Below are 13,945 nucleotides of genomic sequence, written 5' to 3'. Positions count from 1 at the left end.
GCGGGGACGGCCGCCCGTCAGGGGACGAGGATGGCGCGCCCGCGGACCTTGCCGGCGTCGAGGTCGCGGATGGCGTCCACGGCCCGCTCGAGCGGGTACTGCTGGGTGTGCAGGGTGACCTTCCCGGCCTGCGCGAGCACCATCAGCTCGGCCAGGTCGGTGTAGGTGCCGACGATGTTGCCGACGACGTTCTTCTCCGCGGCGACGAACTCCAGCGTCGGGATGCGCAGCTCGCCGCCGTAGCCGATGACGTACAGCGAGCCGGCCGGGGCGGTCATGCGCCAGGCGTCCATCTCCGCGCCCTGCTCGGCGACGAAGTCGAAGACGACGTCGGCGCCCCCACCGGTCAGCTCCTGCACCGCCTGCACCTGGTCGCCGTCGGCCACCACGGTCTCGTCCGCGCCGATCCGGCGGGCGAGCTCGAGGGCGTCGGCGTTGCGGTCGACGACGACCACCCGGGTGCCCGAGAGCGCCGCCAGGCACTGGACGCCGATGTGCCCGAGCCCGCCGGCGCCCTGCACGACCGCCGTCGTCCCCGGGGGCAGCAGCGGCAGGGCCTTGCGCACGGCGTGGTAGGCGGTGATGCCGGCGTCGGCGAGCGCGGCGACGTCGGCCGGGTTGGTCGAGGGGTCGAGCTTGACGCAGGCGCGGGCGGTGGTGCGCAGGTACTCGGCCATGCCGCCGTCGTCGTTGGACAACCCGGGGAAGAAGGCGTTCTCGCACTGCATGTCGCGGCCGGCGCGGCAGGCCAGGCACAGGCCGCAGCTGGGCTGCGGGTGCAGGATCACCGTGTCGCCGACGGCGACGTTGGTGACCCCCTCCCCGACGGCGTGCACCCACCCGGCGTTCTCGTGCCCGATCACGTACGGGAGGTCGGGGTCCTGCAGCTCGGCCCACTGGCCCTCGAGGATGTGCAGGTCGGTGCGGCAGACCCCGGCGCCGCCGATCTTGACGATGACGTCGAGGGGGCCCTGCAGCCGCGGCTCGGGGACGTCGTCGATCGAGGGGTCGACGTGGTACTCGTGCACGCGGACGGCCTTCATGAGCGCACCTCCAGGGGGATCAGCGGTCGGTCATCGGGGCGGGGCGTCTGGTCGGCCTCCGACCCCGGGTAGCGGGTGGTGAGCAGGCCCCGGCAGAAGTGCGCGTTGCCGTCGACGGAGATGCGCACCGAGCGGGCCCGGCGCAGCACCGCCTCGGCCTGCGCGGGGTCGGGGCGGCTGCCGTCGTCGTGCACGAGCACCGGGGCAGCGGGGTCGGTCGGCAGGCCGAGGGCCTCCCGGCGGCGCAGCAGCGCCGCGGTGGTGTGCTCCCCGGCCGGCAGGTCGCCGAGGGTGAGCGCGGCGACGTCGAGGGCGCGGTCGCGGCGCAGCAGCGCGGTCAGCGCCCGCTCCATCGCCGCGGTGTGCGCCTTGCGCCGGAAGGTGGCCCGCAGCCCGTCGAGGGAGTCCTCCGCCTCGTGCCCGAAGGTGCCCCGGTAGCCGAGCCCCGCGGCCAGCCCCCGGTTGATCAGGTCGGAGTCGGAGTGGTCGTCGAGCTCGACCACCACCGACGCCACCCCGGGCACCGCGGACACCGCGTCGTGGGCGTCGGAGACCATCAGCCAGGCGAAGTTGGGCGCGCAGAACGAGGTGGGCAGCCGCAGGTGCACCTCGACGGCGGCGCCCGCCGGCCCCTCGGTCACGGCCACCGAGCGCACGAATCCGACGTCGGTGATCGGCTCGTCGAGCTCGGGGTCGACGACGGTGCCCAGCGCCGCCCGGACGTCGGCCTCGGAGAGCCGCGCGGTGAGGACGGCGGCCATCACACCGACGCCAGGTCGGCCGCGGCCGGCTCGCGCGGGCCGGTCTGCGTCTCGTCGGCCCCGGGCAGCCGCAGGTGCTCCGGGACGTCGAGGCCGTAGAGCCGGGCGGCGTTGAGGCCGAGGACCTTCTTCTTCACCTCGGTGCTCAGCGGGGCGTACTCGGTCATGTCCTCGGGGATCTGGAAGTCCACGAACCGCTCGACCAGCCACTTGGGCGTCCACAGCGCGTAGTCGCTGGCGAAGAGGATGCGGTCCTCGCCGAGCCAGTACACGAGCTCGCCCATGATCTGCGCGAAGTACCGCGGCCGGGTGTGGATGAACGGGATCGCCACGGCCAGGCCCGCGTACACGTTGGGCTCCTGGGTGGCGATCCAGCAGAAGTCCTCCAGCCGCGGCAGGCCGCAGTGCTCGACGACGAAGTCGAGGTCGGTGAAGTCGGTGGCGGCGTGGTCGACGTCGGCGACGTCGAAGGCGTCGCGGTCCAGGGGGCGGATGGTGGGGCCCTTGTGGATGTGGATGTTGCGGATGCCGAGCTCGCGGCAGGCCTCCAGGTAGCGGTAGGCCATCGGGTCGGTGAGCTTCCAGCCGCGGGACTCCCCGTGCCAGTCGGCGGTGTAGAGCTTCACGCCCTGCAGGTTCATCCGCTCGGCGTTGGCCCGCAGCGCGTCCAGGCCGTTCTCGCCGTCGCGCGGGTCCCAGTAGTGGTTGTAGGTCAGCTTGTCGGGGTGGGCCTGGGCGAGGGCGAAGGCCTCCTCGGTCTGGCCGAACCCGCGGTGGTAGAACTCGGCGAGCCGGGCCGGCTGGAAGACCGCGTGGTCGACGATGCCGTCGGCGAACACGTCGCGCATCAGCCGCTCGCCGCCCTGGTAGAGGTACTCCTCGTAGCCCCAGACCTCGGACTCCGGGGACAGGTTGCGGTGGTAGTCGTAGAAGCAGTCGATGAACTGCTTGCCGTGGATGTTGCGCTGGTTCTCCGGGCGGGCGTCCCACAGCGCGATGTGGGAGTCCACCACGTAGTACTGCTCGCCGTCCTTGGTGTACATCCGTCGGCCTCCGTCGGCTCCGGTCTGTGAGGCGGGTCACCTCTGCAGCGTCGACGCTAGAGACGCGGGGATCGGTTGCCCACGGCCCGGTCGTCTCACTCTGAGACACCGCTCTGCGCCCTCGGGCCGCGTACATTGCCGTGACACAGGCCACACGTCGCAGACCCCGACGGCCGGCCGGGAGGCCCCGTGGACGAGCTGGTGCCGGTGCCGGATCCGCTGCCTGATCCGCTGCCCGACCCGGCGCTGGCCGCCCGGGGCGCCGCGCCGCGGGTGCGCGCCTCCTGGCGGCGCAGCCAGGGCTACGGAGTCCCCCCTGACGAGGTCGTGCCGGTGTTCACCGGGTCGCCGGACACCGGCTCGCTGCTCTACGAGTGCGCGCACCGCGTGCTCACCGACCTGCAGGCCACGATCGCCAACGAGCCGGTGAGCCTGATGGTGGCCGACCCCGCCGGGTTCGTGCTGGCCCGGCTCGGCGACGACGCCTCGATCCGCCGGGCGCTGGACCGGGTGCACCTGGCGCCGGGGTTCTCCTACAGCGAGCGCCACGCCGGCACCAACGGCCTCGGGCTGTCGCTGGCCGACCGGACGCCGACGCTGGTGCGCGCCGGCGACCACTGGTGCACCGAGCTGCGCGGCTACACCTGCGCCGCGGCCCCCGTGCTCGAGCCCGCCACCGGCGAGCTGGCCGGGAGCATCAACCTCACCACCTGGTCGGACTCCTCCTCCGACCTGCTGCTGGGCCTGGCCCAGACGGCGGCCAGCGCGACCAGCGCCCTGATGGCGGTGCGCACGGGAGGGCACGGCGGCGGGCGGCCCCTGCTGCGGCCGGCGCCGCGGGGGGAGGTGTACCGGGTGGTCGGCGGGTCGCTGGCCCTTGACGACGGCGACCCCTGCGTGTCGGCGGCGTGGCGGTCGGCGGTCGACGCCGCGGGCGCCGCCGTCGCCGGGGGCCGGGCGGCCGTCGTCGTCGGGGAGCCGGGCGCGGGCAAGGCGACGCTGGCCGCGCTCGCCCGGCGGCGGCTGCCCGGCCGGCAGCGGCTGCTGCACGCCCGCGCGCCCGAGGCCGGGGACGTCGCGCCGTGGCTGGACCTGTGGACCCCCGCGCTGCGCGACGCCGACACCTGCGTGATCGTCTCCGGGCTGCACACCCTCCCGGCGTGGGCGACCGGGGAGCTCGCCCAGGTGCTGGCGGCGGTCCGCCGTCCCGGCCGGCCGCAGCCGTTCGTGCTCACCGCTCCGGACTACGCCGCGCTGCCCGACCCGCTGGCCCGCCTGGCCGACGCCGTCGTGGAGGTCCCGCCGCTGCGCACCCGGCCCGACGACGTGCTGCCGCTGGCCGGCTGGACGGCGCGCCACGAGCGCCACCGCAGCGTGTCCTTCACCCCGCGGGCCGCCCGCGCGCTGGCCGGCTACGGCTGGCCGGGCAACGTCGCGCAGCTGCGGCGGGTGGTGCGCGAGGCGGTCAGCCGCGCCGACGTCGTCGACGTGCACCACCTGGCACCGGAGGTGCTCGACGGCGGCGGCCGCCCGCTGTCGCGGCTGGAGCGGCTCGAGCGCGACGAGATCGTGCGGTGCCTGACCGAGCCCGGCACCACGATGACGCGCGTCGCCGAGGAGCTCGGCATCGGCCGGGCCACCCTCTACCGCAAGATCGCCCAGTACAAGATCGCCGTCCCGCCCCGCTCGGGCTGAGCCTGCGCACGCGGGTGCTCCTCGCCGAGCTGATCCCCGCCCCCGCTCCGCCGAGATCCCGTGTTCTCGACCCGCCTGGCCCGTCCCGGCGGTCGAGATCACGGGATCTCGGCGTCCAGGGCCGCACCCGGGCCGCCGCCCTGCCCGGGCCGCCGCACCGCCCTAGGGTCGCGGGCAGGAGGTGGGGCGGTGTCGGACGGGCTCTACGTCACCGGCTGCGAGCCGGCCACCGGCAAGTCCGCGGTGGCGCTCGGGGTGTTCGAGCTGCTGGCCCGGCGGGTGGGCCGGCTCGGGGTCTTCCGGCCGGTGGTGTCCGCGCGGGAGGGCACCGACGGGGTCGTCGACCTGCTCCTCCCCCGCGCCTCCACCGACCTGCCCGCCGACGCCTGCACCGGGGTGACCTACGCCGACGTGCTCGCCGACGAGGACCGCGCCCTGTCGGAGATCGTCGCCCGCTACCGGGCGCTGGCCGCCCGCTGCGACCGGGTGCTGGTCGTCGGCTCGGACTTCAGCGAGGCCGGCGCCGCCCGGGAGCTGGCGCTCAACGCCCGCATCGCGGCCAACCTGGGGCTGCCGGTGCTGTGCGTGGTCTCCGGCCGCGACCGCGGGCCCGACGACGTCGCCGTCGCCGTCGGCGTGGGCTGCGACGCGATGGCCGACGCCGGCACCGAGGTGGTCGCCGTCGTCGCCAACCGGGTGCCGCCGCGGCTGCTGCCCGCCGTGCGGGAGCGGGTCGCCGGCCTCGAGGTGCCGGTGTACGTGCTGCCGGAGGTCGCGGTGCTGACCGCGCCGACGATGGCCGAGGTGGCCCGCGCCTGCCGCGCCCGGCCGCTGGCCGGCGACGAGGCCACCCTCGGCCGGGAGACCTCCGGCGTCCTGGTGGCGGCCATGACCATCCCCAACCTGCTCGAGCGGCTGGTCGACGACGTCGTGGTCATCACCCCCGGCGACCGCGCCGACGTCGTCCTCGGCGTGGTCGCCGCCCACCTCTCCGGCGGGCTGCCCGCCCCGGCCGGCCTGGTGCTCACCGGCGGCATCGAGCCCGCCGCCCCGCTGATGCGGCTGCTGGAGCACCTGCCGGCGGCCGTGCCGGTCGTGCTCACCGGCGAGGACACCTACGTCACCGCCACCCTCGCCGGGTCCGCGCCCGGCCGGATCCGGCCCGGCGCGCAGCGCAAGATCGACGTCGCGGTCGGCCTGGTCGAGGAGCACGTCGACGCCGAGGAGCTGCTCGACCGCACCGCGGTGGCCCGGCCGCGGGTGACCACGCCGCTGATGTTCGAGCACGAGCTGCTCGACCGGGCGCGCGCCGACCGCCGGCACGTGGTGCTGCCCGAGGGCACCGACGAGCGGGTGCTGCGGGCCGCCGAGCGGCTGCTGCGCCGCGGCGTCGTCGACCTCACCCTGCTCGGCGACCCCGCCGAGGTGCGCGCCGCGGCCGCCCGCGCCGGGGCCGACGTCGGCGGCGCGCGGCTGCTCGACCCCTGCGAGCCGGGCCTGCGCGAGGAGCTGGCGGTGGAGTACGCGCGGCGGCGGGCGCACCGGGGCGTGACCATGGACGCGGCCCGCGACCTCGTCGTCGACGTCTCCTACGCCGGCACGCTGATGGTGGCCCTCGGCCGGGCCGACGGGATGGTGTCCGGCGCCACCCACACCACCGCGCAGACCATCCGCCCGGCGCTGGAGCTGATCAAGACCGTCGACGGTGTCTCGATCGTCTCCAGCGTCTTCTTCATGTGCCTGGCCGACCGGGTGCTCGTCTACGGCGACTGCGCGGTCAACGTGCACCCGACCGCGGAGCAGCTGGCCGAGATCGCGGTGACCTCCGCGCAGACCGCGGCCCGCTTCGGCGTGGAGCCGCGGGTGGCGATGCTGTCCTACTCCACCGGCCGGTCGGGCAGCGGGGAGGACGTCGACCGGGTGCGGGCGGCGACCGAGCTGGTGCGCGAGCGGGCGCCCGGGCTGTCGGTGGAGGGGCCGATCCAGTACGACGCCGCCGTCGACGCCGGGGTCGCGCGGACCAAGCTGCCCGGCAGCGAGGTGGCCGGTCGGGCCACGGTGTTCGTCTTCCCCGACCTCAACACCGGCAACAACACCTACAAGGCGGTGCAGCGCAGCGCCGGGGCGGTGGCGGTCGGCCCGGTGCTGCAGGGCCTGCGCGCGCCGGTCAACGACCTCTCCCGCGGGGCGACGGTGCAGGACATCGTCAACACCGTGGCGATCACCGCCGTCCAGGCGCAGTCGTGACCGGGCGGGTGCTCGTCGTCAACTGCGGCTCGTCGTCGCTGAAGTACCGGCTGGTCGACGTCGCCGCCGGGGAGGCGCTGGCGTGGGGGCTGGCCGAGCGGGTGGGGCAGCCCTCCGGCCGGCTCACCCACTCCCGGCCCGGACGGCCCCCCGACGTGGTGGAGCAGCCGCTGCCCGACCACGCGGAGGCGCTGGCGGCCGCGCTCGCCGCCTTCCAGCGGCGCGGCCCGGCGCTGGCCGACGCCGGGCTGGTCGCCGTCGCCCACCGGGTGGTGCACGGCGGTGACCGCTTCTCCGCCCCGGTGCTCGTCGACGACGCCGTGCTGCGCGCCATCCGGGAGCTGGCCACGCTGGCCCCGCTGCACAACCCGGTCAACGCCGTGGGCATCGAGGTGGCCCGGCGGACCTTCCCGGGCCTGCCGCACGTGGCGGTGTTCGACACCGCCTTCCACGCCACCCTCCCGCCGTCCGCCTACACCTACGCGGTGCCCCCGCAGTGGGCGCACGACCACGGCGTGCGGCGCTACGGCTTCCACGGCACCTCGCACGCCTTCGTCTCCCGCGCCGCCGCGGAGTTCCTCGGCCGGCCGGTGGCGGAGGTCAACAGCGTGGTGCTGCACCTGGGCAACGGCGCGAGCGCCACTGCGGTCGCCGGGGGCCGCAGCGTGGACACCTCGATGGGCATGACCCCGCTGGAGGGGCTGGTCATGGGGACGCGCTCGGGCGACGTCGACCCCGCCGTCGTGGCGCACCTGCACCGGGTGGCCGGGCTCGGCCCGGAGGAGGTCGACCGGGCGCTGAACTCCTCCAGCGGCATGCTCGCGCTGGCCGGCTCCAACGACCTGCGCGAGGTGCACCGGCGCATCGCCGACGGCGACGACGCCGCCGCGCTGGCCCTCGAGGTGTTCTGCCACCGGCTGCGCAAGTACGTGGGCGCCTACCTGGCCGTGCTCGGCCGCACCGACGCGATCGCCTTCACCGGTGGCATCGGGGAGAACGATCCGGTCGTGCGGGCGCGGTCGCTGGCCGGGCTGGAGCGGCTGGGCATCCGCCTCGACGAGGAGCGCAACGCCGCCCGCGAGCCGGGTGCCCGCCGGGTCTCGGCCGACGACAGCCCGGTCGCCGTCCTGGTGGTGCCCACCGACGAGGAGCTGGAGATGGCGCGCCAGACCGTCGCCCTCCTGGACGGCCACCAGCGCGACGAAGGCCGCCCGGGGAGCCAATAGCGCTACGAAGGCCCCTCGGGCGACGTGCTGGAACGGCCCCCTCGCACGCTCCCACCCCGAGCGTCAGCGAGGGGTGGGGGCGAGGGGGTCCTTCACTCGTCGTCGGTGCGGTAGCCCAGGTTGGGTGCGAGCCAGCGCTCGGCCTCGGCGAGGGTCCAGCCCTTGCGGCGGGCGTAGTCCTCCACCTGGTCGCGGCCGAGCCGGCCGAGGTTGAAGTAGCGGGCCTGCGGGTGGGCGAGGTAGAGCCCGCTGACCGCCGCGCCCGGCCACATCGCCATCGACTCGGTCAGCCGCAGGCCGATGGAGGCCTCGACGTCGAGGAGCTCCCAGATCGTCTGCTTCTCGGTGTGCTCGGGGCAGGCCGGGTAGCCCGGCGCCGGGCGGATGCCGCGGTAGCGCTCGGCGATCAGCGCGTCGTTGTCCAGCCGCTCGTCGGCCGCGTAGCCCCAGAACTCGCGGCGCACCCGCTCGTGCAGCCGCTCGGCGAAGGCCTCGGCCAGCCGGTCGGCCAGCGCCTCGAGCAGGATCGCCGAGTAGTCGTCGTGGGCGGCCTTGAACGCGGCCACCCGCTCGGCCGAGCCGATCCCGGCGGTGACGGCGAAGGCGCCGACGTGGTCGCGCAGCCCGGTCTCCCGCGGCGCGACGAAGTCGGCCAGCGACGTGCGCGGGGCGCCGTCGCGGCCCTCGGTCTGCTGCCGCAGCTGGTGCAGCACCGCGCGCACCTGCGTCCGCGACTCGTCGGTGTAGACCTCGATGTCCTCACCGGGCCCGTCCTCACCGTCGACCCGCGCCGCCGGGAACAGCCCGAACACGCCGGAGGCGGTCAGCCAGCGCTCGGCGACGATCCGGTCGAGCATCGCCTGCGCGTCGTCGAACAGCCGCCGCGCCGCCTCGCCGGTGGCCGGGTTGTGCAGCAGGTCGGGGAAGCGGCCGCGCATCTCCCAGGCGGTGAAGAACGGCTGCCAGTCGATGTAGCCCCGCAGCTCCTCCAGCGGGTAGTCGCGCAGCACCTGCACACCGGTCCCCGTGCGGGGCCGGGGCGGCTCGTAGGACGACCAGTCGATCGCCGGCGCCGCGGCGCGGGCGGCGTCGAGGGACAGCAGCGTGCGGGTGTCGGTGCGGGCGGCGTGCCGCTCGCGCAGCGCCGCGTACTCGGTGTCGGTGGCGGCCAGCAGCCCCGGCCGCTGCTCGTCGGACAGCAGCGCGGCGACGACGGGCACCGACCGCGAGGCGTCCTTCACCCAGATCACCGGGCCGTGGTAGCGCGGCGCCACCTTGACCGCGGTGTGCGCGCGCGACGTCGTCGCCCCGCCGATGAGCAGCGGCACCTCGAAGCCCTGCCGCTCCATCTCGGCGGCCAGGCCCACCATCTCGTCCAGCGACGGGGTGATCAGCCCGGACAGCCCGATGACGTCGGCGCCGACCTCCTTGGCGGTGTCGAGGACCTTCTGCGCCGGCACCATGACGCCGAGGTCGACGACGTCGTAGTTGTTGCACTGCAGCACGACGCCGACGATGTTCTTGCCGATGTCGTGGACGTCGCCCTTGACGGTGGCCATGACGACCCGGCCGTTGGTGCGCTCGACGTCGCCGGGCTGCTTCTCCGCCTCGATGAAGGGCACCAGGTAGGCCACGGCCTTCTTCATCACCCGCGCGGACTTCACCACCTGCGGCAGGAACATCTTGCCGGCGCCGAACAGGTCGCCGACGACGTTCATGCCGCTCATCAGCGGGCCCTCGATGACCTCGATCGGCCGGCCGCCGCGCGCGGCGATCTCGGCGCGCAGCTCCTCGGTGTCGGCCTCGACGAACTCGTCGACGCCCTTGACCAGCGCGTGGGTGATCCGCTCGGCCACCGGCAGCGACCGCCACTCCTCGGTCGCGGTCTCCCCCGCGGCGCCGGAGGCGGCGTACTCGCCGGCGATCTCCAGCAGCCGCTCGGTGGCGTCGGGCCGGCGGGCGAGGACGACGTCCTCGATGCGCTCCCGCAGCGGCGCGGGGACCTCCTCGTACACCTCCAGCGCGCCGGCGTTGACGATGCCCATGTCCATGCCGGCGGCGATCGCGTGGAAGAGGAACACCGCGTGGATGGCCTCGCGGACGCGGTTGTTGCCGCGGAAGGAGAACGACACGTTCGACACGCCGCCGGAGACGAGCGCGTGCGGCAGGTTCTGCTTGATCCAGCGGGTGGCCTCGATGAAGTCCAGCCCGTAGCGGGCGTGCTCCTCGATGCCGGTGGCCACCGCGAAGACGTTGGGGTCGAAGACCACGTCCTCCGGCGGCAGGCCCACCCGGTGCACCAGCACGTCGTAGGCGCGCCGGCAGATGGCCTGCCGGCGCTCGAGGGTGTCGGCCTGCCCGTCCTCGTCGAAGGCCATGACGACGACGGCGGCGCCGTACCGGCGGCACAGCTCGGCCTGCCGGACGAACTCCTCCTCGCCGTTCTTCAGCGAGATCGAGTTGACGATCGACTTGCCCTGCAGCTGCTTGAGCCCCGCCTCGATGACCTCCCACTTGGAGGAGTCGACCATCACCGGCACGCGGCAGATGTCGGGCTCGGCGGCGACCAGGCGGGTGAAGCGGGTCATCGCCTCGACGCCGTCGATCATCCCCTCGTCCATGTTGACGTCGATGACCTGCGCGCCGGCCTCGACCTGCTGCCGGGCCACGGCGAGCGCGGTGGCGTAGTCGCCGTCGCGGATGAGGCGGCGGAAGCGCGCCGAGCCGGTGATGTTGGTGCGCTCGCCGACGTTGACGAACAGCGAGTCCTCGTCGACGGTCAGCGGCTCCAGCCCCGACAGCCGCAGCGCCGGGCGGACCGACGGCGGCCGGCGCGCCGGGAGCCCGGCGACGGCCGCGGCGATGGCGGCCACGTGCGCCGGCGTGGTGCCGCAGCAGCCGCCGACGACGTTGACGAACCCCTCCTCGGCGAACCCCCGCAGCACCCCGGCGGTCTCCTCCGGCGCCTCGTCGTACTCGCCGAAGGCGTTGGGCAGGCCGGCGTTGGGATAGCAGGAGACGAAGGTGTCGGCGACCCGCGACAGCTCGGCGACGTAGGGCCGCAGCTCCTTCGCCCCCAGCGCGCAGTTGAGCCCGACGGCCAGCGGCCGCACGTGCCGCACCGAGTGCCAGAACGCCTCGGTGGTCTGCCCCGACAGGGTGCGGCCCGACGCGTCGGTGATCGTGCCGGAGACGATCACCGGCCAGCGGCGGCCGCGCTCGTCGAACAGCGTCTCCAGGGCGACGATCGCCGCCTTGGCGTTGAGCGTGTCGAAGACCGTCTCGACCAGCAGCAGGTCCGCGCCGCCGTCGACCAGGCCGCCGGCCTGCTCCCGGTAGGCGGCGACCAGCTCGTCGAAGGTGACGTTGCGGGCGCCGGGGTCGTTGACGTCGGGCGAGATGGACGCCGTCTTCGAGGTCGGCCCCACGGCGCCGGCGACGTAGCGCGGCCTGTCCGGCGTGCGGGCGGTCATCGCGTCGGCCTCGCGGCGGGCCAGCCGGGCGGCGGCCTCGTTGATCTCCCGGGCGAGGGAGCCCATGCCGTAGTCGGCCAGCGAGATGGCGGTGGCGTTGAAGGTGTTGGTCTCGACGACGTCGGCGCCGGCCTCGAGGTACTCGCGGTGGATGCCGGCGACGAACTCCGGCTGGGTGAGCACCAGCAGGTCGTTGTTGCCCTGCAGGTCGGTGGGCCAGTCGGCGAACCGCTCGCCGCGGTAGCGGGCCTCGCTGGGCCGCTCGCGCTGGATCGCCGTCCCCATCGCGCCGTCGAGCACCAGGATGCGCTGCTCGAGCAGGGCGGTGAGCTCCGCGGTGGCGTCGGGGCGGAGCTGCGGGGCGTCGGTCACGGGCGTCCTCGGGGTCGGTCGGCGGCACGTCCTGCTGCACGGGGCAGCAGCCGCTGGCCCGCGCGTGTTCCCCTGCGCCGTCGGAGGCGGTCCCGCGGGCCCGTGCCATCCTCCCACCCGCGCCACGCGGGCGGCGCGGCCTGACCGACGTAGGCTCGCAGGGGTGACCGACCCGAAGTCCGCTCCCGAGGACCTGCCCCAGCTGAACCAGCCGGTGGCGGTGGTCGCCTTCGAGGGCTGGAACGACGCCGGGGACGCCGCCACCGGGGCGCTCGAGCACCTCGAGCTGATCTGGGACGCCACTCCCCTCGCGGCGCTCGACCCCGAGGACTACTACGACTTCCAGGTCAACCGCCCCACCGTGTCGCTGGTCGAGGGCGTCAGCCGGCGCATCGAGTGGCCGACGACGCGGGTCTCGGTCGCCCGCCCGCCCGGCAGCGACCGCGACGTCGTGCTCATCCGGGGCATCGAGCCGAACATGCGCTGGCGCGGCTTCTGCGCCGAGCTGATCGAGCTGTGCCAGGAGCTCGACGTGCAGACCGTCGTCGCCCTCGGCGCGCTGCTCGCCGACACCCCGCACACCCGGCCGACGCCGGTCAGCGGCTCGGCCTACGACCAGGAGTCCGCCCGCGCCTACGGGCTGGAGACCTCCCGCTACGAGGGCCCCACCGGCATCCTCGGGGTGTTCCAGGACGCCTGCGTGCAGGCCGGGCTGCCGGCGGTGAGCTTCTGGGCCGCCGTCCCGCACTACGTCTCCCAGCCGCCCTCCCCGCGGGCCACCGTCGCGCTGCTGCAGCGGGTCGAGGAGGTGCTCGAGCTGCCGGTGCCCCTCGGCGGGCTGCCCGCGCAGGCCGACGACTGGGTCAAGACCGTCGACGAGATGGCCCAGGAGGACGCCGAGGTCGTGGAGTACGTGCGCTCGCTGGAGGAGCGCGCCACCGAGACCGACCTGTCCCAGGCCAACGGCGACCAGATCGCCCGCGAGTTCGAGCGCTACCTGCGCCGGCGGGGCTCCTCGCCGAGCTGATCCCCGCTCGCCTCACCCGCCGAGATCCCGTGATCTCGACCCGCCCGGCCCGTCCCGGCGGTCGAGATCACGGGATCTCGGCGTCCGGGGGGTCCTCCGGCGCCACCCTCCCGCGCCCGGCCACCGGTGTGCGTCAGTAGTTGGGGATGACGGTCGGGACGGCGACGGTGCGGGCGTTCCTCGCCCACCACCGGTGGTGCAGCACCGGCACGGCGCGGGGAACGCCCGCGATGCCGGCCCGCACTACCGTGTCGCCGGCGCCGCGTCCCGGCGGCGGTCCCGGCCCCGCGAGGAGGTGGCGTGTCGATCCGGCACCGGCTGCGGCCCTTCGACGACCTGTCCCCGTCCCTGGACCGGTTCGGCGCCCTGCTGGCCCTCACCGTCGTCGCGCTGGTCACGCTGTCGCTGGCGGGGGTCACCCCGGGGCGCGCCGGGCCGGCGGAGTCGGCGGCGCAGGTCGTGGTCACGGTGTTCGTCGGCGCGACACTGCTGCTGGCCCTGCGAACCTCCGGGGTGGCCCGGCACTGGCTGCGGGTGGCCGGCGTGCTGGTCGGGCTGAGCGTGCTGGTGACCGTCACAGGGATCGTCGCCCGGCTGCCCGGGGCCACCGACGAGGCCGCCGTGGCCCACTCCGGGACCGCCCCGGTGCTGTGGATCGTGCTGTCCGCGCTGGCCCCCGTCGCAGTGATCCGCCGCCTGCTGCAGCACGACGAGGTGACGCTGCGGACCGTGCAGGGCGCCGTGGCGGCCTACCTGCTCATCGCGCTGGCGTTCTTCTTCGCCTTCCTCGGCGTCCAGGGCGCCCAGGACGACTTCTTCGGCCGCCCTGAGCCGACGACGACGTTCATGTACTTCAGCCTGTCGACGATCACGACCGTGGGCTACGGCGACCTCGCCGCGGTCTCCCCACCCGGCCGCCTGCTGGCCGTCACCGAGGCGCTCGTCGGCCAGGTCTTCCTCGTCACCTTCGTCGCCCTGCTCGTCGGCCTGCTCGGGGAGCGGTGGCGCGGACGGCAGCCGGGCTCCCGGGCCGACGACGACCCGGTGGTCTGAGCGGC

9 protein-coding genes are annotated in these 13,945 nt (G+C 74.9%); 5 read left to right on the top strand and 4 right to left on the bottom strand.

The window, feature by feature from the left end; translation table 11 throughout:
- Window positions 1-17: 17 nt before the first annotated feature.
- The 3 genes from CHC04_RS10130 to CHC04_RS10120 are packed head-to-tail and all read right to left on the bottom strand — an operon-like array spanning window position 18 to window position 2,847.
- Window positions 18-1,043: an NAD(P)-dependent alcohol dehydrogenase gene (locus CHC04_RS10130; RefSeq protein ID WP_089403771.1), complete on the bottom strand. Its 1,026-nt coding sequence runs from the start codon at window positions 1,041-1,043 to the stop codon at window positions 18-20.
- Window positions 1,040-1,804 (bottom strand): iron-sulfur cluster assembly protein, encoded by a 765-nt coding sequence (locus CHC04_RS10125; RefSeq protein WP_089404032.1) that lies wholly within the window; start codon window positions 1,802-1,804, stop codon window positions 1,040-1,042. Before CHC04_RS10125 ends, CHC04_RS10130 begins: the two co-directional genes overlap by 4 nt.
- Window positions 1,804-2,847 (bottom strand): amidohydrolase family protein, encoded by a 1,044-nt coding sequence (locus CHC04_RS10120; protein ID WP_089403770.1) that lies wholly within the window; start codon window positions 2,845-2,847, stop codon window positions 1,804-1,806. The genes CHC04_RS10125 and CHC04_RS10120 overlap by 1 nt, the downstream gene beginning before the upstream one ends.
- Before the next feature lie 189 nt (window positions 2,848-3,036).
- Here CHC04_RS10120 and CHC04_RS10115 point away from each other — a divergent pair, with 189 nt between their 5' ends.
- The 3 genes from CHC04_RS10115 (at window position 3,037) to CHC04_RS10105 (ending at window position 8,015) form a co-directional block, all read left to right on the top strand.
- Entirely contained in the window at window positions 3,037-4,542 is a 1,506-nt protein-coding gene (locus CHC04_RS10115; protein ID WP_245817097.1) for an AAA-type ATPase lid domain-containing protein, read from the top strand.
- Between the two features lie 189 nt (window positions 4,543-4,731).
- Window positions 4,732-6,789 (top strand): phosphate acetyltransferase, encoded by a 2,058-nt coding sequence (gene pta, locus CHC04_RS10110; RefSeq protein WP_089403769.1) that lies wholly within the window; start codon window positions 4,732-4,734, stop codon window positions 6,787-6,789.
- Entirely contained in the window at window positions 6,786-8,015 is a 1,230-nt protein-coding gene (locus tag CHC04_RS10105) for an acetate/propionate family kinase (RefSeq protein WP_089403768.1), read from the top strand. The genes pta and CHC04_RS10105 overlap by 4 nt, the downstream gene beginning before the upstream one ends.
- A 92-nt stretch (window positions 8,016-8,107) precedes the next feature.
- Here CHC04_RS10105 and metH read toward each other — a convergent pair whose 3' ends face one another.
- Window positions 8,108-11,860 carry a methionine synthase gene (gene metH / locus CHC04_RS10100; protein WP_089403767.1) on the bottom strand — a complete coding sequence of 1,251 codons (3,753 nt, stop codon included), beginning with the start codon at window positions 11,858-11,860 and terminating at the stop codon, window positions 8,108-8,110.
- A gap of 163 nt (window positions 11,861-12,023) precedes the next feature.
- Here metH and CHC04_RS10095 point away from each other — a divergent pair, with 163 nt between their 5' ends.
- On the top strand, window positions 12,024-12,887 hold the full coding sequence (locus CHC04_RS10095) for a PAC2 family protein (protein WP_089403766.1): 864 nt from the start codon (window positions 12,024-12,026) through the stop codon (window positions 12,885-12,887).
- Window positions 12,888-13,187: 300 nt separating this feature from the next.
- Window positions 13,188-13,940 carry a potassium channel family protein gene (locus CHC04_RS10090; protein ID WP_089403765.1) on the top strand — a complete coding sequence of 251 codons (753 nt, stop codon included), beginning with the start codon at window positions 13,188-13,190 and terminating at the stop codon, window positions 13,938-13,940.
- Window positions 13,941-13,945 lie beyond the last annotated feature (5 nt).

It is taken from the genome of Geodermatophilus saharensis (assembly GCF_900188205.1).
Lineage (GTDB): Bacteria > Actinomycetota > Actinomycetes > Mycobacteriales > Geodermatophilaceae > Geodermatophilus > Geodermatophilus saharensis.
This window is presented reverse-complemented; position numbering and strand designations above follow the sequence as displayed.